General features: G+C 62.1%; 19 protein-coding genes and 1 riboswitch. Of the genes, 11 read left to right on the top strand and 8 right to left on the bottom strand.

Going from position 1 to position 19,721, the window contains the following annotated elements:
- Positions 1-50 precede the first annotated feature (50 nt).
- The 4 genes from BV82_RS02805 to tkt all read right to left on the bottom strand — a co-directional run bounded on the left by BV82_RS02805 (position 51) and on the right by tkt (position 4,697).
- On the bottom strand, positions 51-302 hold the full coding sequence (locus tag BV82_RS02805) for a hypothetical protein (RefSeq protein ID WP_026001215.1): 252 nt from the start codon (positions 300-302) through the stop codon (positions 51-53).
- Positions 302-1,465 (bottom strand): phosphoglycerate kinase, encoded by a 1,164-nt coding sequence (locus tag BV82_RS02800; protein ID WP_010221529.1) that lies wholly within the window; start codon positions 1,463-1,465, stop codon positions 302-304. Before BV82_RS02800 ends, BV82_RS02805 begins: the two co-directional genes overlap by 1 nt.
- Before the next feature lie 12 nt (positions 1,466-1,477).
- Entirely contained in the window at positions 1,478-2,545 is a 1,068-nt protein-coding gene (gene epd / locus BV82_RS02795; protein ID WP_036995463.1) for an erythrose-4-phosphate dehydrogenase, read from the bottom strand.
- A gap of 154 nt (positions 2,546-2,699) precedes the next feature.
- Positions 2,700-4,697, bottom strand: coding sequence for a transketolase (gene tkt, locus BV82_RS02790; protein ID WP_036995462.1), 1,998 nt, complete (start codon positions 4,695-4,697; stop codon positions 2,700-2,702).
- A 259-nt stretch (positions 4,698-4,956) separates the two neighbouring features.
- Here tkt and BV82_RS02785 point away from each other — a divergent pair, with 259 nt between their 5' ends.
- From BV82_RS02785 to BV82_RS02770, 4 genes are all read left to right on the top strand, one after another.
- Positions 4,957-5,958 (top strand): ArsR/SmtB family transcription factor, encoded by a 1,002-nt coding sequence (locus BV82_RS02785; protein WP_026001214.1) that lies wholly within the window; start codon positions 4,957-4,959, stop codon positions 5,956-5,958.
- A gap of 12 nt (positions 5,959-5,970) precedes the next feature.
- Entirely contained in the window at positions 5,971-7,161 is a 1,191-nt protein-coding gene (gene metK / locus BV82_RS02780; protein ID WP_010221525.1) for a methionine adenosyltransferase, read from the top strand.
- A gap of 195 nt (positions 7,162-7,356) precedes the next feature.
- Positions 7,357-9,036, top strand: coding sequence for an NAD-dependent DNA ligase LigB (gene ligB, locus BV82_RS02775; RefSeq protein WP_010221524.1), 1,680 nt, complete (start codon positions 7,357-7,359; stop codon positions 9,034-9,036).
- A 59-nt stretch (positions 9,037-9,095) separates the two neighbouring features.
- Complete coding sequence (locus BV82_RS02770; protein WP_036995461.1) at positions 9,096-9,491, top strand: DUF1090 domain-containing protein; 396 nt, start codon at positions 9,096-9,098, stop codon at positions 9,489-9,491.
- 81 nt (positions 9,492-9,572) lie between these two features.
- On the opposite strand, the gene BV82_RS02765 is transcribed toward BV82_RS02770, so the two are convergent.
- Positions 9,573-10,019 carry a c-type cytochrome gene (locus tag BV82_RS02765; protein ID WP_010221522.1) on the bottom strand — a complete coding sequence of 149 codons (447 nt, stop codon included), beginning with the start codon at positions 10,017-10,019 and terminating at the stop codon, positions 9,573-9,575.
- A gap of 130 nt (positions 10,020-10,149) precedes the next feature.
- Between BV82_RS02765 and mltA the strand changes: the two genes are divergently transcribed.
- On the top strand, positions 10,150-11,301 hold the full coding sequence (gene mltA, locus BV82_RS02760) for a murein transglycosylase A (RefSeq protein WP_010221521.1): 1,152 nt from the start codon (positions 10,150-10,152) through the stop codon (positions 11,299-11,301).
- A 6-nt stretch (positions 11,302-11,307) separates the two neighbouring features.
- On the opposite strand, the gene BV82_RS02755 is transcribed toward mltA, so the two are convergent.
- The gene (locus tag BV82_RS02755; protein WP_036995460.1) at positions 11,308-11,694 is read right to left on the bottom strand and encodes an MAPEG family protein; all 387 of its coding nucleotides are present in this window, start codon (positions 11,692-11,694) and stop codon (positions 11,308-11,310) included.
- A 25-nt stretch (positions 11,695-11,719) separates the two neighbouring features.
- Complete coding sequence (locus tag BV82_RS02750) at positions 11,720-12,553, bottom strand: EamA family transporter (protein ID WP_036995459.1); 834 nt, start codon at positions 12,551-12,553, stop codon at positions 11,720-11,722.
- Between the two features lie 200 nt (positions 12,554-12,753).
- Between BV82_RS02750 and BV82_RS02745 the strand changes: the two genes are divergently transcribed.
- A complete protein-coding gene (locus BV82_RS02745; RefSeq protein ID WP_036995458.1) occupies positions 12,754-13,989 on the top strand; it encodes a cation:proton antiporter in 1,236 nt (411 codons plus the stop codon).
- Between the two features lie 66 nt (positions 13,990-14,055).
- On the opposite strand, the gene BV82_RS02740 is transcribed toward BV82_RS02745, so the two are convergent.
- Entirely contained in the window at positions 14,056-14,454 is a 399-nt protein-coding gene (locus tag BV82_RS02740; protein WP_010221517.1) for an acyl-CoA thioesterase, read from the bottom strand.
- A gap of 336 nt (positions 14,455-14,790) precedes the next feature.
- On the opposite strand from BV82_RS02740, the gene BV82_RS02735 reads away from it, so the two are divergent.
- The 5 genes from BV82_RS02735 (at position 14,791) to BV82_RS02715 (ending at position 19,656) form a co-directional block, all read left to right on the top strand.
- Positions 14,791-15,297 carry an inclusion body family protein gene (locus BV82_RS02735; RefSeq protein WP_036995457.1) on the top strand — a complete coding sequence of 169 codons (507 nt, stop codon included), beginning with the start codon at positions 14,791-14,793 and terminating at the stop codon, positions 15,295-15,297.
- A gap of 82 nt (positions 15,298-15,379) precedes the next feature.
- Complete coding sequence (locus BV82_RS02730; RefSeq protein WP_036995456.1) at positions 15,380-15,889, top strand: hypothetical protein; 510 nt, start codon at positions 15,380-15,382, stop codon at positions 15,887-15,889.
- A 99-nt stretch (positions 15,890-15,988) separates the two neighbouring features.
- A riboswitch (S-adenosyl-L-homocysteine riboswitch) is annotated at positions 15,989-16,093 on the top strand.
- A gap of 21 nt (positions 16,094-16,114) precedes the next feature.
- Positions 16,115-17,524: an adenosylhomocysteinase gene (ahcY, locus tag BV82_RS02725; protein ID WP_010221514.1), complete on the top strand. Its 1,410-nt coding sequence runs from the start codon at positions 16,115-16,117 to the stop codon at positions 17,522-17,524.
- Positions 17,525-17,617: 93 nt separating this feature from the next.
- The gene (metF, locus tag BV82_RS02720; RefSeq protein ID WP_036995455.1) at positions 17,618-18,463 is read left to right on the top strand and encodes a methylenetetrahydrofolate reductase [NAD(P)H]; all 846 of its coding nucleotides are present in this window, start codon (positions 17,618-17,620) and stop codon (positions 18,461-18,463) included.
- 110 nt (positions 18,464-18,573) lie between these two features.
- Complete coding sequence (locus tag BV82_RS02715) at positions 18,574-19,656, top strand: hypothetical protein (protein ID WP_010221512.1); 1,083 nt, start codon at positions 18,574-18,576, stop codon at positions 19,654-19,656.
- Positions 19,657-19,721 lie beyond the last annotated feature (65 nt).

The raw sequence follows: 19,721 nt of genomic DNA, 5'->3' as shown, positions 1-19,721 counted from the left end.
CAATACCCTCTAGCAGACCACAAACCGGCCGGTAGGTTGCCGCGAACCGATCAAGGGCAACCCTGGGCCCGGCGCTGATGTTCGTCGTCGTATTTTTCCAGGCCATCCGGGCCCAGCCTTTTGTTGATCACCGGTGCCGTTTCAGCCTGCCATTCAGACTGATAGCAGCCGCCTTTCGGCGTGCCGGGCTTTGGCGCCGCCTGCTCCGGGTTGCTGGAGCAAGCGCCGAGCAACCCGGCCAGGATAATCACAGGCAACTGCTTGACCATCAGGTCGCTCCCTTTGCCAGGCGCTGAGTGGATCAGGCCTTGGCCCGCTGTTCCAGCACTTCAACGGCCGGCAGCACTTTACCTTCGACGAACTCGAGGAATGCACCGCCACCGGTAGAAATGTAGGAGATCTGCTCGGCAACGCCATATTTGTCGATAGCCGCCAGGGTATCGCCACCGCCAGCGATGGAGAATGCAGCGCTGTCGGCGATGGCCTGGGCCAGGACCTTGGTGCCGTTGCCGAACTGGTCGAATTCGAACACGCCAACCGGGCCGTTCCACAGGATGGTCTTCGACGACTTCAGCAGCTCGGCGAAGTTGGCCGCGGTTTGCGGACCGATATCCAGGATCATGTCGTCTTCGGCAACGTCAGCAATCAGCTTGACGGTCGCTTCGGCGCTTTCGGCAAATTCCTTGGCAACCACTACGTCCACCGGCAGCGGCACGTTGACCTTGGCGGCGATGGCCTTGGCGGTGTCGATCAGGTCAGGCTCGTACAGCGACTTGCCGACCGGGTGACCGGCCGCAGCCAGGAAGGTGTTGGCGATGCCGCCGCCGACGATCAGCAGGTCGCAGATCTGGCTCAGGCTGTTGAGCACGTCCAGCTTGGTCGAAACCTTGGAGCCGGCAACGATGGCCGCCATCGGCTTGGCCGGGGCTTTCAGGGCCTTGCCCAGGGCGTCCAGCTCGGCAGCCAGCAGCGGGCCAGCAGCGGCGACCTTGGCGAACTTGGCAACACCGTGAGTCGAGCCTTCGGCGCGGTGAGCGGTACCGAACGCGTCCATCACGAATACATCGCACAGGGCGGCGTATTTCTGCGCCAGCTCGTCAGCGTTCTTCTTCTCGCCCTTGTTGAAGCGCACGTTCTCGAACAGGACGATATCACCGGCCTTGATTTCGACACCGTCGAGGTAGTCGGCAACCAGCGGCACGTCGCGGCCCAGGGCCTTGCTCAGGTACTCGGCGACCGGCTTGAGGCTGTTCTCGGCGGAAAACTCGCCTTCGCTCGGGCGGCCCAGGTGCGAGCAGACCATCACGGCCGCGCCCTTTTCCAGGGCCAGCTTGATGGTCGGCAGCGAAGCGAGGATACGCGCATCGCTGGCAACCACACCGTCCTTCACAGGCACGTTGAGGTCTTCGCGGATCAGTACGCGCTTACCTTGCAGATCGAGGTCGGTCATCTTCAACACGGTCATGAATGCAGTCCTTCAGGGCTGTTTACAAGTGGAGCGGGTTTGATTGACGACGTGCAGAAAGTGATCGGCAACGTCGAGCATACGGTTGGCAAAACCCCATTCGTTGTCGAACCAGGCCAGCAGGTTGACCAGCCGGGGGCCGGAAACGCGGGTCTGGCTGGCATCGACAATCGCCGAATGCGGGTCATGGTTGAAATCACAACTGGCGTGCGGCAGTTCAGTGTAGGCCAGCAGACCTTGCAGCGGGCCGCTCAGGGCGGCTTCGCGCAGCACCCGGTTGACCTCGGCTGCGGTGGTATCGCGGGCGGTCTGCAGGGTGATGTCCAGGCACGACACGTTGACGGTCGGCACGCGTACGGCTTTGGCCTGAATTCGCCCGGCAAGTTCCGGCAACAGCCGTTCGATACCGCGGGCAAGGCCCGTGGACACAGGGATCACCGACTGGAACGCCGAACGGGTACGGCGCAGGTCTTCGTGGTGGTAGGCGTCGATCACCGGCTGGTCGTTCATCGCCGAGTGAATAGTGGTGATCGACACGTACTCCAGGCCAAAGGCCTGGTCCAGCACCCGCAGCAGCGGCACCCCGCAGTTGGTGGTGCAGGAGGCGTTGGAGACCAGCGTCTCGGTGCCGTCCAGGCAATCCTGGTTGATGCCGTAGACCACCGTGGCATCGACATCCGCCTCGCTGGCCATGGGCTGGGAGAACAGCACCCGCGGCGCACCGGCGTCGAGAAAACGCATGGCATCGGCACGGGTGTTGTAGGCACCGGAGCACTCCAGCACCAGGTCGACGTCGAGCGCCGCCCAGTCGACCCCTTCCGGGGTGGCACTGCGCAACACCTTCACGCAGTCGCCGTTGATATGCAGACAATCGCCGTCGACCTTCACCTCACCGGGGAAACGCCCGTGGGTGGAGTCGAAGCGTGTCAGGTATTCGATGCTGGCCTGATCGGCCAGGTCGTTCAGTGCAACGATCTCGAAGCCCGCCTTCGCCCCCCGTTCAAAGAGTGCGCGCAAGACGCAACGACCAATACGGCCGTAGCCGTTGAGTGCAACTTTGTAAGGACGCGATTGGGGCATGGGATGCTCACGGAACAGAAGCGTTATCTGCAACCTGCGGGAATCGAGTTGACTTCAATCGCTGGCAAGCCAGCTCCCACAGGGATCACCGCAGCCCCTGTGGGAGCTGGCTTGCCAGCGATGAAGCCGACGCCAGTCCCACAGGGAAACGGGATCAGTCTTCCAGCAGCTCTTCAGCAGTACCCAGGATGTTTTCCAGGGTGAAACCGAACTCTTCGAACAGCGCCGACGCAGGAGCCGACTCGCCGTAGGTGGTCATGCCGATGACGCGGCCTTCGAGGCCGACGTACTTGTACCAGAAGTCGGCATGGGCCGCTTCGATGGCGATACGCGCGCCGACTTCCAGTGGCAGCACCGACTGCTTGTAGCCAGCATCCTGAGCGTCGAACACACTGGTCGATGGCATCGACACGACGCGGACCTTGCGGCCTTGCTCGGTCAGCTTGTCGAACGCCTGAACCGCCAGGCCGACTTCGGAACCGGTGGCGATCAGGATCAGCTCCGGCTCGCCGGCGCAGTCTTTGAGGACGTAGCCGCCGCGGCTGATGTTGGCGACCTGCTCGGCGTCACGCGCCTGGTGCTGCAGGTTCTGACGCGAGAAGATCAGCGCCGATGGGCCGTCTTTGCGCTCCAGGGCGACCTTCCAGGAGACTGCCGACTCGACGGCATCGGCTGGGCGCCAGGTGTCCAGGTTCGGCGTGCTGCGCAGGCTGGTCAGTTGCTCGATCGGCTGGTGGGTCGGGCCGTCTTCGCCCAGACCGATGGAGTCGTGGGTGTAGACGTGGATGACCCGCTGCTTCATCAGCGCCGACATGCGCACCGCGTTGCGGGCGTATTCCATGAACATCAGGAAGGTCGCGCCGTAAGGCACCAGGCCGCCGTGCAGGGCGACACCGTTCATGATCGCGGTCATGCCGAACTCACGCACGCCGTAGAACATGTAGTTGCCGCTGGCGTCTTCGGCGCTGACACCTTTGCAGCCTTTCCACAGGGTCAGGTTGGAACCGGCCAGGTCGGCCGAACCGCCCAGCAGTTCAGGCAGCAGCGGGCCGAAGGCGTTCAGGGCGTTCTGGCTGGCTTTACGGCTGGCAATGGTCTCGCCCTTGGCCGCGACTTCGGCGATGTAGGCTGCAGCCTTCTCCGCGAAGTCAGCCGGCAGGTCACCGCTCAGGCGGCGCACCAGTTCATTGGCAAGCTCTGGGTGAGCGGCGGAGTAGGCAGCGAAACGCTGGTCCCATTCGGCTTCAACGGCCTTGCCGGCTTCCTTGGCGTCCCACTCGGCGTAGATGTCAGCCGGGATTTCGAACGGTGCGTGATTCCAGTTCAGCGCCTTGCGCGCCAGGGCGATTTCGTCGTTGCCCAGCGGGGCACCGTGGCAATCTTCCTTGCCCTGCTTGTTCGGCGAGCCGAAACCGATGATGGTCTTGCAGCAGATCAGGGTCGGCTGCTCGCTCTTGCGCGCGGTGTCGATGGCGGTGCGGATCTCGTCGGCGTCATGGCCGTCGACATTGCGGATCACCTGCCAGTTGTAGGCTTCGAAACGCTTCGGGGTGTCATCGGTGAACCAGCCTTCGACTTCGCCGTCGATGGAGATGCCGTTGTCATCGTAGAAGGCGATCAGCTTGCCCAGGCCCAGGGTACCGGCCAGGGAAGCGACTTCGTGGGAAATACCTTCCATCATGCAACCATCACCCAGGAACACATAGGTGTGGTGGTCGACGACGTTATGACCTGCGCGGTTGAACTGGCTCGCCAGGACTTTTTCCGCCAGGGCGAAACCAACGGCATTGGCCAGGCCCTGGCCCAGTGGGCCGGTGGTGGTCTCGACGCCCGGGGTGTAACCGAACTCCGGGTGGCCCGGGGTACGGCTGTGCAGTTGACGGAAGCTCTTCAGGTCGTCGATCGACAGGTCGTAGCCGGTCAGGTGCAGCAGCGAGTAAATCAGCATCGAACCGTGGCCGTTGGACAGCACGAAGCGGTCACGGTCAGCGAAGTTCGGGTTGGTCGGGTTGTGCTTCAGGTAGTCACGCCACAGAACCTCGGCGATATCCGCCATGCCCATAGGGGCACCGGGGTGGCCGCTGTTGGCCTTTTGCACGGCATCCATGCTGAGGGCACGAATGGCGTTGGCACGCTCACGACGGCTGGGCATCGCTTATCTCCTGGGTGTTGAATTAGTTACGAAACGAAAAAAGGCGGCCATTTTCGCCCAGGCACGTGCCCGGGGGCAATGACGGATGGTCGATGCAGCGTGATTTTCCTGTGATTGAGAGAAGAATCAGGCGTTAGACCGGGCAAACAGCCGGATCGGTCGCACAGCCTGCGACGAATTGCCCCGCTTATCGCGCAATATCAAAACTTTTTGATATTGGCCTTGCGACGTTATCGCTGCCTGACTAGACTGCCGCACCATGAACCTACCCGTGCCGTCGATCCGCCAAGAGCAAAGCGACGCGCTGGCTGCCCTGTGCAAAGCCGGCGGCGACCCATTGCGCCTGAATGTATTGCGCGCACTGGCCAGCGACTCGTTCGGTGTGCTGGAGCTGGCGCAGATCTTCGCCATTGGTCAATCGGGCATGAGCCACCACCTCAAGGTGCTGGCCCAGGCCGGCCTGGTGGCGACCCGTCGCGAAGGCAATGCGATCTTCTACCGTCGCGCCCTGCCCGACGGCCCAAGCCTCGGCGGCAAGCTGCATGCAGCGTTGCTCGAAGAGGTGGACGGGCTGGGCCTGGCCGATGAAGTCCAGGCCCGTATCGCCCAGGTGCAACAACGCCGGGCCGCCACCAGCCAGGACTTTTTCCTGCGTGTCGAAGAGAAGTTTCGTGCCCAGCAGGACCTGATCGCCGGCTTGCCGCAATACCGCGAAAGCCTGCTGGCCCTGCTCGACAAACTCAGCTTCGAAACCGACGCCGATGCCCTCGAAGTAGGGCCCGGGGACGGCGAATTTCTTCCCGAGCTGGCCCGGCGCTTCACCCGGGTCACCGCTCTGGACAACAGCCCGACCATGCTCGACCTGGCCCGCCGGGTCTGCGAGCGCGAAGGTCTGGCTAATGTGAACCTGCAGTTGGCCGATGCACTCAGTGCAACGGATGTGGAAGCCGACTGCGTAGTGCTGAATATGGTCCTGCACCATTTCAGCGCCCCGGCCGAAGCCCTGAGGCAGCTGGCCAACCGCGTGAAACCAGGCGGAAGCCTGTTGGTAACAGAGTTGTGCAGCCACGACCAGAGCTGGGCCAGAGAGGCCTGTGGCGATATCTGGCTGGGCTTCGAGCAGGACGACCTGGCCCGTTGGGCCAGCGCTGCGGGACTGGCGCCCGGGGACAGCCTCTATGTGGGCTTACGTAATGGTTTCCAGATTCAGGTCCGCCATTTTCAGCGACCGGCTGGCGACATCACCATCGGTAAATTTTAGGAACCCGTCGAGATGAGCGAATACTCCCTTTTCACCTCCGAGTCCGTGTCTGAAGGGCATCCGGACAAAATCGCCGACCAGATTTCGGATGCGGTGCTGGACGCCATCATCACCCAGGACAAGTTCGCCCGCGTGGCCTGCGAAACCCTGGTGAAAACCGGTGTGGCAATCATCGCTGGCGAAGTCACCACCTCGGCCTGGGTCGATCTGGAAGACATCGTTCGCAAAGTCATCGTCGACATCGGCTACAACAGCTCCGACGTCGGCTTCGACGGCGCGACTTGCGCGGTCATGAACATCATCGGCAAGCAGTCGGTAGACATCGCCCAGGGCGTTGACCGCAGCAAGCCTGAAGACCAGGGTGCCGGCGACCAGGGCCTGATGTTCGGCTACGCCAGCAACGAAACCGACGTGCTGATGCCAGCACCGATCTGCTTCTCGCACCGTCTGGTCGAGCGCCAGGCCGAAGCACGCAAGTCCGGCCTGCTGCCGTGGCTGCGCCCGGATGCCAAGTCGCAGGTTACCTGCCGTTACGAAGGCGGCAAGGTAGTCGGTATCGACGCCGTTGTACTGTCGACCCAGCACAATCCTGAAGTGTCGCAAAAAGACCTGCAGGAAGCGGTGATGGAGCTGATCGTCAAGCACACCCTGCCGGCCGAACTGCTGCACAAAGGCACCCAGTTCCATATCAACCCGACCGGCCAGTTCATCATCGGCGGCCCGGTGGGTGACTGCGGTCTGACCGGCCGCAAGATCATCGTCGACAGCTATGGCGGCATGGCCCGTCACGGCGGTGGTGCGTTCTCCGGCAAGGACCCGTCCAAGGTTGACCGTTCCGCGGCTTACGCCGGTCGCTACGTGGCCAAGAACATTGTCGCAGCCGGCCTGGCCGAGCGTTGCGAGATCCAGGTTTCCTACGCCATTGGTGTCGCTCAGCCGACTTCGATCTCGCTGAACACCTTCGGCACCGGCAAGATCTCCGACGACAAGATCGTCCAGCTGGTGCGCGAGTGCTTCGACCTGCGCCCGTACGCGATCACCACCATGCTCGACCTGCTGCACCCGATGTACCAGGAAACCGCTGCCTACGGTCACTTCGGCCGTATCCCGCAGCAGAAGACCGTCGGCGACGACACCTTCACCACCTTCACCTGGGAACGCACCGACCGCGTCGACGCCCTGCGCGCCGCTGCCGGCCTGTAAGGGCTGAAGCCACAAGCCGCAAGATACAAGCTGCAAGCTGCAAGCTGCAAGCAAAAGCCCCGACCGGGTAACTGGTCGGGGCTTTTTCTATTGGCTGCAGTACTTCTCGACACATGACCTGACAGTTGAACACCCTCAAGGCGAACAATCTTTCCTAGGCTTGGTATTCCACCCCACCGAGCAAGGATGCTCGCCATGCTGCACACGTCCCTGCTGTCCCTTCTGCTCTTCTTCTGGCTGCTCCCGGCACACGCGCAGACTTGCCCCGACTGGCCGACGGTCCAGGCCCGGGCTGAAATCCGCCAGCTCCAGCTGACGCTTGCCGACTGGGACGATCACTATCACCGTCAGGGTGTCTCACTGGTCGCCGACGAACTCTACGACCAGAGCCGTACGCGCCTGAGCCATCTGCAAAGCTGCTTCCCCTTGCCGGCCAAGGCGCCGGGCAACCCGCTGAAAACCGCCGTCGGCCCCCTGCGCCACCCGATTGCCCATACCGGCCTGGGCAAGCTGGCCGACGAGGCGGCAGTCAAAGCCTGGCTGCATGGCAAGCAAGACCTGTGGATTCAGCCCAAGGTCGACGGCGTGGCTGCCACCCTGGTCTATCGCGGCGGCAAGCTGGTGCAACTGATCAGCCGTGGCGACGGCGTTCATGGTCACGACTGGAGCCGCCACATCCCGGCCCTGGGCGGGCTCAACCAGCAGTTGCCCGAGCCGCTCGACCTTGTGCTTCAGGGCGAACTGTTCTGGCGCCTGGACGGCCATGTGCAAGCCAATGCCGGCAGCCTCAACGCCCGCGGCAATGTCGCCGGCTTGCTGGCACGCAAACGCATCAGCGCCGAACAGGGCGCGGTGGTCGGGTTGTTCGTCTGGGCCTGGCCGCAGGGACCGGCCGATCAGCGCGCGCGGCTCAAGGGTTTGAGCACATTGGGCTTTGAACATAGCGAGCGTTACAGCGAACCCTTGAGCACCTTTGCCGAGGCTGCCAGGTGGCGTGAGTATTGGTACCGCAGCCCGCTGCCGTTCGCCAGCGACGGCGTTGTGCTGCGTCAGGGCAATCGTCCGGACGGCACGCGCTGGCAAGCACGCGACCCTTACTGGATAACCGCCTGGAAGTACCCTTTTGCCCAGGCCCTGGCTGAAGTCCGTGGTGTGCAGTTCAACATTGGCCGCACCGGGCGCATCACGCCGGTGCTGCAGATCAAGCCGGTGCAACTGGATGACCGGCAGATCCGTCAGGTCAGCCTCGGCTCCTTTCAGCGCTGGCAGCAGCTGGACATCCGCCCCGGTGATCAAGTGGCCATCAGCCTGGCCGGGCTGACCATCCCGCGCCTGGACGAGGTCGTACTCCGCAGCGTTCAACGTATGAACATCGCGGTCCCGGACCCTGCCCACTACCACCTGCTCAGTTGCTGGCAAGCGAGCGATGGCTGCCGCGGCCAGTTCATCGCCCGGCTCAACTGGCTCAGCGGCAAGCAAGGCCTGAACATGCCAGGGCTGGGCCCGGGTACCTGGGAGAAACTGATCGACAGCGGTCATGTTCGCGGCCTGGGCGACTGGCTGGACCTCCAGGACCAAGACCTGCAATCGGTACCCGGACTAGGTGAGCGCAGCCGCCAGCAGTTGCTGCACGCCTTCGACCAGGCTCGCCAGCAACCCTTCGCGCGCTGGCTCAGCGCTTTGGGCGTTCCAGCCGCAACGCCTTTGGCAGCGGATACCACTTGGGTAGACCTGCTCCAGCGCGACGCCGGGCAATGGCTGAGCGAACCGGGTGTTGGCCAAGGTCGCAGTGCTCAATTGCTGGCATTTTTCAGCTCACCCGAGGTGCAGATAGTGGCCGAACAATTGCGCAGACACACAATCGAGGGTTTCTAATTTTCCCGGATCAGGGCAGCATCACGGATTCTGCCAAGCCCGCGACAACGGAGCCCCCAATGAAACTGCTTTCCCCGCTTGCCCTGTTCACTGCCTGCTCACTCCTGGCCGCGCCCCTGCTGGCCGCTGAAGAACAGCCAGGCCTGACCGGTTGCGCAGCCAAGAAGCAAGCCATCAGCGAGCAGATCGAGCAGGCTCGCGCCCATGGCAACAGTGATCAGCAAGCCGGCCTGGAAAAGGCCCTCAGCGAAGTGACCGAGCACTGCACCGACGCCGGTCTGCGCAAGGAGCGCGAGCAGAAAGTCCTCGACGCCCGCCATGAAGTGAACCAGCGCACCAAGGACCTGGACAAGGCCATGAAAAAAGGCGATGCCGAGAAGATCAACAAGCGCAAGGACAAGCTGGCCGAGTCCAAGCAGGAGCTGCAGCAAGCCCTGGATGAGTTGGAGAAGTAACAGCAGGCGGGAACATTGGGGCTGTTACGCAGCCCATCGTTGGCAAAGCCAGCGATGGGGCGCCTTGCGCCCCCTGATCAGTCAGTGATTACGAAACTCGGTATGACAGGCTTTGCATGCCGCCTCGACCTTGTTCATCGGCACCGTCAGCGCTGCCGCCTTGAGCGGCTGGGTACGGGTCGCCGCCACCAGCTCGGCGGTGGTGGCCTCCATCTGCCGGGCCAGGTCCTGGAAGCGCGCCTGCTTCTCCCAGACATCGGCGCGGGCGCTGCTATCATCCTCCTCACGAACCTGCGGGAAGTGCTTCCACGGTTCACGAGACAGGTTATCGAGCTTGACCGCGCCATCGGCGAACTTCTGCCCATCGAAGGCCAGGCGCCCACGCAACATGCCACCCAGATCTTCGCTGGTCTTGAGCATTTGCTTGAAGATCGTCTTGCGCTGGCCCAGCGGCGAGTTCGGGTCGACCCCGCCACAGGCACTCAGGGTCACACACGCCAGCAATACAACAGAAAGTCGCTTGAGCATCTTGATCACTTCGGCTCACGGAAAAAGGCGGCCAGTATCCTCGCCTCACCGGCAAAGACCAATACCCTTATTAAAACTACGGTTTGCAAAACAGGCGGCAAGCCCCGCAAACCGCCGAGGAACCCCGTTGATGAAACTTCCTTTGCGCCACTTTGGCTGGACCCTGTCAGTACTGGCCCTGCTGGCCGGCTGCAACGGCAGCGAGCCAGAAAAAACCCAACCTCATCCGCTGGCCAGCTATGTTGGCGCCACCTGGAAAGACCTGCCGCAGGTCAGCGACAGCGACCTGGTGGCCGGTTTCGAATCCTGGCGCAGTGCCTGCGAGCGACTCAAGCGCGATGCCGTCTGGGCCAACACCTGCACGGCAGCAGCAGCCGTTCCATCCAGCCCGGTTGAAGTACGCAGCTTTCTTCAAGCGCAGCTGGACGTCTACAGCATGCGTTCAGCCGACAACAACGCCAATGGCCTGATCACCGGATATTACGAACCGGTGTACCCCGGCAGCCTGACCCAGACCGCCAGCGCCAACGTGCCGGTCTATGGCGTGCCGGACGACATGATCGTGGTCGCCCTGGACAGCGTGTATCCCGAGCTCAAGGGCAAGCGCCTGCGTGGCCGCCTTGATGGCCGGGTGCTGAAGCCTTACGACACCGCTGAAACCATCAATGCCCAGGGCGTCAAAGCGCAGGTTCTGGCCTGGCTGACAGATCCGATGGACCTGCAGTTCCTGCAGATCCAGGGCTCGGGCCGCATTCAGCTGGAGAGCGGCCGCCAGCTGCGCATCGGCTATGCCGACCAGAACGGCCACCCTTATCGCCCGATCGGCCGCTGGCTGGTGGAACAGGGGCAATTGAAGAAAGAAGAAGTGACCATGGGCAGCATCCACGCCTGGGCCCAGAGCAACCCGACGCGGGTACCGGAACTGTTGGCGAGCAACCCCAGTTATGTGTTCTTCAGCACTCGCCCGGACAGCAATGAGGGCCCGCGCGGTTCGCTCAACGTACCGCTGACCGCCGGCTACAGTGTGGCCATCGATCGCAAGGTGATTCCGCTGGGCAGCCTGCTATGGCTCTCCACCACCCGCCCTGACGGTGCTCCGGTGGTTCGCCCGGTCGCGGCCCAGGACACTGGCGGGGCAATCACCGGCGAGGTGCGCGCCGACCTGTTCTGGGGCACCGGCAGTGAAGCCGGCAAACTGGCCGGCGACATGAAGCAGCAGGGCCAGATCTGGTTGCTGTGGCCCAAGGGCGCAGCGTTGCCGGCCGTGCCCCAGGTGCCGTGACGCGGCTTAGATCGAGACGAAGAAGAACGACGCTACCAGGCCCAGGCCGACGAACCATACCAGCGAGCGCAGGGCGGCCCAGTCGGCCAGGTAGCAGATGATGTAGAGCAGGCGGCTGGTGATGTAGAGCACCGCCAGAACATCCTGGGTCACCTGCTCGGCATTGCCGACGATGTCGGCGATGATTACCGCGGCGGCAAACGCCGGGAAGGCTTCGAAGCTGTTCAATTGCGCCGCGTGGGCTCGACGCGGGAAGCCCTCGAGCTTGTCGAGGAAAGCCCGCGGGTCGTGGTTCTGCCGCAGGCTGAAGCGACCGCTGCCAACCTTGGCGATGCTGGTACAGAGAATGGGGAGGAACAACGCGATCAGTACACACCAGAAGGCAACGGTCATGGCCAAGTCCTTGTCAGTAAAAATATCAGAGCTTCATGATCAGCATGCCGATCAGCACCAGCGCACAGGCTAAGAGCCTCGGCCTGCCAAAAGGTTCTTTGAGGTAGCGCATGCCCAACAGCACCACCAGGATCACGCTGACCTCGCGCAGCGCTGCCGCCTCGGCCACCGAGCCCAACTGCATGGCCCAGAGCACCAGGGCATAGCTCAACAGCACGCAAAAGCCTACCGCCAGCCCCAAGCGCCACTGCAGTCGCCAGAACAGCATGAACGGTGCGCGTCGGGCCACCCCTGCCAGCAACGGAAACGGCCAGGCGCTGACCAGGGTCAGCCATACAAGATAGTCCAGCGGCTGTGACCACAGGCGGATCGCCTGGCCATCGAACCAGGTGTAGCAACCGATGCACAAGCCAATCAAGGCCACCACCGGCAGCATCGACCAGGGTAGCCGATCACCGCCACCGCCTTGCCAGAGCAGACAGAGCATGCCGCAGGGGATCAGCAAAATGCCGATGATCTGCTGGCTGCTCAGGGACTCGCCGGCAAACGTCAGGGTCAGTGCCAGCACCACCAGCGGCGACAAGCCGCGCATCAACGGATAGACCAGCCCCAGGTCACCGACCCGGTAAGCTTGAATCAGCAGGAAACGATAGAAGAGCTCGAACAGCGCCGACGCCAGCATCCACGGCCAGACGTCAGCCGGCGGCACCTGGACGAACGCCACCATGGCAAACGCGAACACCAGTGCCACCACGTCCATGCTGGCAATTACCAGCAGGCGTTCGCCGCTGAACTTGATCAGGGTGTTCCAGGTCGCGTGCAGCAGCGCCGCGACCAGTACCAGTGAAGTGGCTAACACGCAAAGGTCCTTGGCAAGGCAGGTGAGGTCATCAATGGCCAGCCGCTATATAACCACTTCAGCGCAGGGCGCTGGAAACGAAATTGAAGGAACGTGGTCAACGGATCCAGTCAAAAGTGTGTCCCGAAGCCCTCGGCAGGTCATCAAAGAAATGCCCGAGGCTATCGGGTGTCGACTTGGAAGCCACTACAGGACCTAGGATGCTTGAGCTCGTTGCTGCGTTTATCTGTTTGACCACCCTCCTCACCTATGTGAACTACCGCTTCATCGGCCTGCCCCCGACCATCGGCGTCATGGTCACCGCCTTGCTGTTCTCCCTACTGTTGCAAGGCCTGAGCGTTATCGGCTATCCCGGCCTGGAAGAACGCGTGCAGGGCTTGATGAACCAGATCGATTTCAACGATCTGCTGATGCACTGGATGCTGTCGTTCCTGCTGTTCGCCGGCGCCTTGCACGTGAACCTGGCCGACCTGCGCAGCTACCGCTGGCCGATCGGCCTGCTGGCGACTGTCGGCGTGCTGATCGCCACCGTGGTCATCGGTTTTCTTGCCCACTGGATTTTCGCCCTGTTCGGCTGGCACGTGAGCTTGCTCTACTGCCTGCTGTTCGGCGCGCTGATCTCGCCAACCGACCCGATCGCGGTACTCGGCGCGCTGCGTACCGCCAACGCCTCCAAGCCGCTGAAGACCACCATCGTCGGTGAGTCGCTGTTTAACGACGGCACCGCCGTTGTCGTGTTCACCGTGCTGCTGGGCATCGCCCAGCTTGGCGAAACACCCACGGTGGCTGACACCGCGATTCTGTTCGCCCGCGAAGCCATTGGCGGCGTGGTGTTCGGCGGCCTGGTCGGCTACATCACCTACCGCATGATCAAGAGCATCGAGCAGTACCAGGTCGAGGTCATGCTGACCCTGGCGCTGGTCATCGGCGGCTCGGCCATGGCCTATGAACTGCATGTTTCAGCGCCGATCGCCATGGTGGTGGCGGGCCTGATCATCGGTAACCTGGGCCGCAACCTGGCGATGAACGACATGACCCGTCGCTACCTGGATGGCTTCTGGGAACTGATCGACGACATGCTCAATGCCCTGCTGTTTGCCCTGATCGGCCTCGAGCTGTTGTTGCTGCCGTTCTCCTGGATGCACCTGGCGGCGGCTGGTGTACTGGCGCTGGCGATCCTGCTGTCGCGCCTGCTGACCGTGGCCCCGGCCATCCTGATGCTGCGCCGCTGGCGCAGCGTTCCGCGCGGCACCGTGCGGGTACTGACCTGGGGTGGCTTGCGTGGTGGTGTGTCGGTGGCCCTGGCCCTGTCGCTGCCATCGGGTGCCGAGCGTGACCTGCTGTTGAGCATCACCTACATCGTGGTGCTGTCGTCGATCCTGTTGCAGGGCCTGACGATCGGGCGGGTGGTGCGCGGGGTTACCGAGCAGCCTTGAGGCCGCTATCGCTGGCAAGCCCGCTCCCACAGGGATATGTGGGAGCCGGCTTGCCGGCGATGCCTTTCATTCCACCGCGGTATCGAACTGATCCTTGATGTACTTGATTTCGGTGCGCCCGTGCGGCGCCGGCAGGCCGTCTTCACCCAGGTTGACGAAGACCATGCGGTCGACCGTGAGGATGCTCTTGCGGGTGATCTTGTTGCGCACTTCGCACTTGAGGGTGATCGAGGTGCGCCCGAATTCGGTGGCGGTGATGCCCAGTTCGATAATGTCGCCCTGGCGCGAGGCGCTGACGAAGTTGATCTCCGAGATGTACTTGGTCACCACGCGCTGGTTGCCCAGTTGAACGATCGCATAGATCGCCGCCTCTTCATCGATCCAGCGCAGCAGGCTGCCGCCGAACAGGGTGCCGTTGGGGTTGAGGTCTTCGGGTTTTACCCATTTGCGGGTGTGGAAATTCATCGCTACTCCTGACCTTGGCCTCTGAAAAGTCGAGCGCCAAAGGGCAATACAGCCCTCCGGCCCTTGTTCTACATGGTAGTCCCATTCGGGTGGCGTCGACCATTACGACCATTGGTCAGTAGCCATGGAAATTTCACCGGGCGCACTTTGACACCCCACTCTATACATCTAGCCTGAGCATGTGATCCAAAGATCACTCCAGGTAGTCGGACAACCGGAACTTGGCATACGGCGCGGCAGAACCGGCATCGCAGGAAGCGAAGCTCCGGGCAGTGCCAGTGGAGAGCAACTGAGGCTCACCATTGACCTACTCGAACTGTGAAAAGGAATCCACTCATGTCCCGAGTCATTGATGTCAGCATCAACTTCGACACCGAAACCATCCTCAAGAAATTCCCCAATCCGAGCAAGGACCCGAACAAGCCCACGTTCATCCCGCCGGAACATATCTACATGGTCACCTACCAGGACAACGTCATCGCCGGCCAGGCCGGCGGCGAGTTGCACCTCAGGGGCCGCGTAGGCGATGTAGTTCGCTGGCGCGAGCAGAGCATTTCATTTGGCTTCGAGCAGTCCGTAATCCTTTATGCGTTCGTCTGCGACGACCCGAAGCACCAACTGCTGGAAGACCCTCGTCCCCTGCGCGCCAAAGTGCAAACGGCTGTGCCTAACGCGAACAATAAGTCTGTTCCGACCTGCCAGATCAACGACAACTACTACTGGCGCGGCGACCTGCTCGCGCAAGGCAAAGTCACTTACCACTTCAAGTTCATGATCGTCGATCGTGATTGCAAGTGCTGTGGCTACTTCGAATGGGATCCGTTCATCACCATCACCAACTGATCCAGTGCATGTGCCATCGGCCTGCGGGCCGGTGGCACATGTCAAAACCCTCCCCAATTGGTGCTCATGGAAGGAGCTCATCATGGCTACGGAGAAACCTGAACACGTTGTGCTTATCGTCGATACCAAGGGCCTGCTCGACTCTCTCGAACCGCTGCCCACAGCCCCCGACTCACCCGCCGATCTCGACCCCCGCCACCTGTGCATCCTGCACGCCCGCCCGGAGACGGACGCCCCCCTGCTTGTCGACGCTCCACGGCTGACCATCGAGGCTGGGAAAACGCTGCTGCTGCGCATGGTGCCAGTGGCGCTGCTCGGCGAAGAAATACTCTTCAGCCACAGCCCTGCCAGCACGCCCCCGCTGGCAATCGAGCTGATCGAACAGCACAACGTGCACCTGGCGCTTCCCGAAGCGTCCACCCCGCTGCAACCGTCGAGCCGTGAGGTCGACGATTATCACTGGCAGCTGCGCAGCGACCAGCCTGGCGAGTTCAAGCTTACCTGGCAGGTCATGCTACTGGCCCAGGACTGCGAGCCGCTGGCTTACCTGCGCCTGCACCTGGATCTGCTGGTCACGATGCCGACCGGCTGAGCCGTTGATTTGTCTTTAGCGCTTGGGAAGCTCGAAAAGCCCGGCTATAATCGCCCGGCATTATTCGACGGTGGCTGCATTGGCCACCGTTCCCGCCACCTGTCCGAGGGGCGCTGCAGCAGGTTCAACCTGTCAGGCTCGGATGGGGCGTTGTCCCGCCAGGCATGCCTGCGGACACTAAACGCACAACGGCGCCCATTCGCACATTACGAATGGAGGCTCTCAATGAGCGCTGTAAACACGCCTGCTGGTTTTACCGATTACAAAGTCGCCGATATCTCCCTGGCTGCCTGGGGCCGTCGCGAGACCATCATTGCTGAATCGGAAATGCCTGCGCTGATGGGCCTGCGCCGCAAGTACCTGCAAGAGCAACCGCTCAAGGGTGCGAAAATCCTCGGCTGCATCCACATGACCATTCAGACCGCCGTGCTGATCGAAACCCTGGTTGCCCTGGGTGCCGAAGTACGCTGGTCGTCCTGCAACATCTTCTCGACTCAAGACCAGGCCGCTGCCTCCATCGCGGCTGCCGGCATCCCAGTTTTCGCCTGGAAAGGCGAGACCGAGGAAGAGTACGAGTGGTGCCTGGAGCAAACCATCCTCAAGGATGGCCAGCCATGGGACGCCAACATGATCCTCGACGATGGCGGCGACCTCACCGAGCTGCTGCACAAGAAGTATCCGGCTGTGCTGGAGCGCGTCCACGGCGTCACCGAAGAGACCACCACCGGTGTGCACCGCCTGCTCGACATGCTGGCCAAGGGTGAGCTGAAAGTCCCGGCGATCAACGTCAACGACTCGGTCACCAAGAGCAAGAACGACAACAAGTACGGCTGCCGTCACAGCCTCAACGACGCCATCAAGCGCGGCACCGACCACCTGCTGTCGGGCAAGCAGGCGCTGGTCATCGGCTACGGTGACGTCGGCAAGGGCTCGGCCCAGTCGCTGCGTCAGGAAGGCATGATCGTCAAGGTGTCGGAAGTCGACCCGATCTGCGCCATGCAAGCCTGCATGGACGGTTTCGAGCTGGTCTCGCCGTTCATCGACGGTATCAACAACGGTACCGAAGCGAGCATCGACAAGGCGCTGCTGGGCAAGATCGACCTGATCGTGACCACCACCGGTAACGTCAACGTCTGCGATGCCAACATGCTCAAGGCCCTGAAGAAGCGCGCCGTGGTCTGCAACATCGGCCACTTCGACAATGAAATCGATACCGCTTTCATGCGCAAGAACTGGGCTTGGGAAGAAGTCAAACCACAGGTACACAAGGTCCACCGTACCGGCCATGGCGACTTCGACCCACAGAACGACGACTACCTGATCCTGCTGGCCGAAGGCCGCCTGGTGAACCTGGGCAACGCCACCGGTCACCCGAGCCGGATCATGGACGGCTCGTTCGCCAACCAGGTCCTGGCCCAGATCTTCCTGTTCCAGCAGAAGTACGCCGACCTGCCAGCCGCTCAGAAAGCCGAGCGCCTGACCGTTGAAGTCCTGCCGAAGAAGCTCGACGAAGAAGTGGCCCTGGAAATGGTCCGCGGCTTCGGCGGCGTGGTGACCCAACTGACCAAGCAGCAGGCCGACTACATCGGCGTTACTGTTGAAGGGCCGTTCAAGCCACACGCCTATCGCTACTGAAAGTTGGTAGCTGCAAGCTACAAGCTGCAAGCGGTTCGCGCCGCTTCTGCTTATAGCTTGCGGCTTGTAGCTTGCCGCTGAAGAGAATCTTCTATGTCTCAGGAACGTCGTTACAGCTTCGAGTTCTTCCCGACCAAGACCGATGCTGGACATGAAAAACTGCTTGCCACTGCCCGCCAGCTGGCCAGCTACAACCCGGATTTCTTCTCCTGCACCTACGGTGCCGGTGGCTCGACCCGCGACCGCACGCTCAACACCGTGCTGCAGCTGGAAAGCGAAGTGAAAGTCCCGGCGGCCCCGCACCTGTCGTGCGTCGGCGACAGCAAGGATGACCTGCGCTCGCTGCTGATCCAGTACAAGGCAGCTGGCATCCAGCGCATCATTGCCCTACGCGGCGACTTGCCATCAGGCATGGGCATGGCCAGCGGCGAGTTGCGCTACGCCAACGAACTGGTCGAGTTCATCCGCCAGGAAAGCGGCGATCACTTTCACATCGAAATCGCCGCCTACCCGGAGATGCATCCGCAGGCGCGCAACTTCGAAGATGACCTGAAAAACTTCGTACGCAAGGCCAACGCCGGCGCCAACAGCGCCATCACCCAGTACTTCTTCAACGCCGACAGCTATTTCTACTTCGTCGAGCGTGTGCAGCAGATGGGGGTGGATATCCCTGTAGTACCGGGGATCATGCCGATCACCAACTACAGCAAGCTGGCGCGTTTCTCCGACGCCTGCGGCGCCGAGATCCCACGCTGGATCCGCAAGCAGCTGGAAGCTTACGGCGACGACGTGAAGAGCATCCAGGCCTTTGGCGAAGAAGTCATCACCCGTATGTGCGAACAACTGCTGCAAGGCGGCGCACCTGGGCTGCACTTCTATACCCTGAACCAGGCCGATCCGAGCCTGGCGATCTGGAACAACCTCAAGTTGCCCCGCTGATCGGCTCGCTACACCACAGGTAACAATTGCGTCAAAATATTGATAAGGCCTTTAGCTTACGCTAAGGGCCTTTTCTGCATTCTTACCCCCTGACGGATTCTCGTGCCTTCATGCGCCAAGGACTTACCCCTGCTCGACCGCAACTTGTTTACCTGGTCTTCGGGCCACACACCTATCATCAGGAAGCCCAGTTCAGCATCGTCAGCGCCCTGGCCAACCTGCGCAAGACTCCCGGGCAAGCCCTTGATATCCAGGTCTACAGCGACAACCCCGAGCCCTACCTGCATCTGCCGGTAAGCGTACATCCACTCGACGCGGCCACCCGCGAAGCCTGGAACCAGCCCTACGGTTATCACTTTCGCAGCAAGCATGTGGTGCTGCGTAAGGTGCTGGCCAGTGCGCCCATGGCAGTGCTGATCGATACCGACACGTTTTTCCATCAGTCGCCCATCGAACTGTTCCACCGGGTCAAGCCAGGCACCTTGCTGTGCAACGCCATCGGCGGCACCTATGGCAGTGACCCGCAGTGCCTGCTGTTTCAGACCCTGGCACCAATGCTCGAGGAGCGCGGCCTGGCCGACCGGAACATGCCACTGCTGAACTCCGGGGTCATTGGCCTGGTGCAGGAAGATGCACCGTTGCTCGACCGCTCCATCGCCTTGATGGACGAGTACTACCCCCACGCCAAGGGGGCTTACACCCTGGAAGAGTTCTGCCTGACTGTCGCGGCCTACCGGCAGATGCAGGTCAACCAGTGCACCGACCTGATCCATCACTACTGGAGCCGCAAGCAGCTGTTCCGGGCCAAGGTCCAGGCCTGGCTGGCCAAGCACCAGCATGCCCCTCTGACTGAAGCGGCGCTGGCCGATGTCTACCGCGTCAACGCCCAGCTGCCCAAGCCGCCCACCCTGCAGCGGCTGGGCTACAAGGCCTTGAGCCTGACCTTGCCGGCCGAACAGCGCCAGTTCATGCGCGAGTTGCTCAACGGCTGCTACGACTACCCCAACGAGTTCGACCGCGCCTGCGCCTCGGCTTGGTGGGACAAGGCCCTGGACAACGCCAAGGCCCGGCATCCGCAGCCGCTCTGCCCCGCGACCCTGCAGCAATGGTTCGAGCATCCCGGTATGCGCCTGTCCCTGGGCCGCAAGCACCGCACCGTGCGTGATTTGCTGTTAAAGCGATCACAGCGCTGACAACCCGGCTGGATCGACGTGCACGGCTACTAGCCATAGCCGTGCGCACGTCGTAATCTCCAGCC

Origin of the sequence: Pseudomonas donghuensis (genome assembly GCF_000696345.2) — a bacterium.
Taxonomy (GTDB): Bacteria; Pseudomonadota; Gammaproteobacteria; order Pseudomonadales; family Pseudomonadaceae; genus Aquipseudomonas; species Aquipseudomonas donghuensis.
This window is presented reverse-complemented; position numbering and strand designations above follow the sequence as displayed.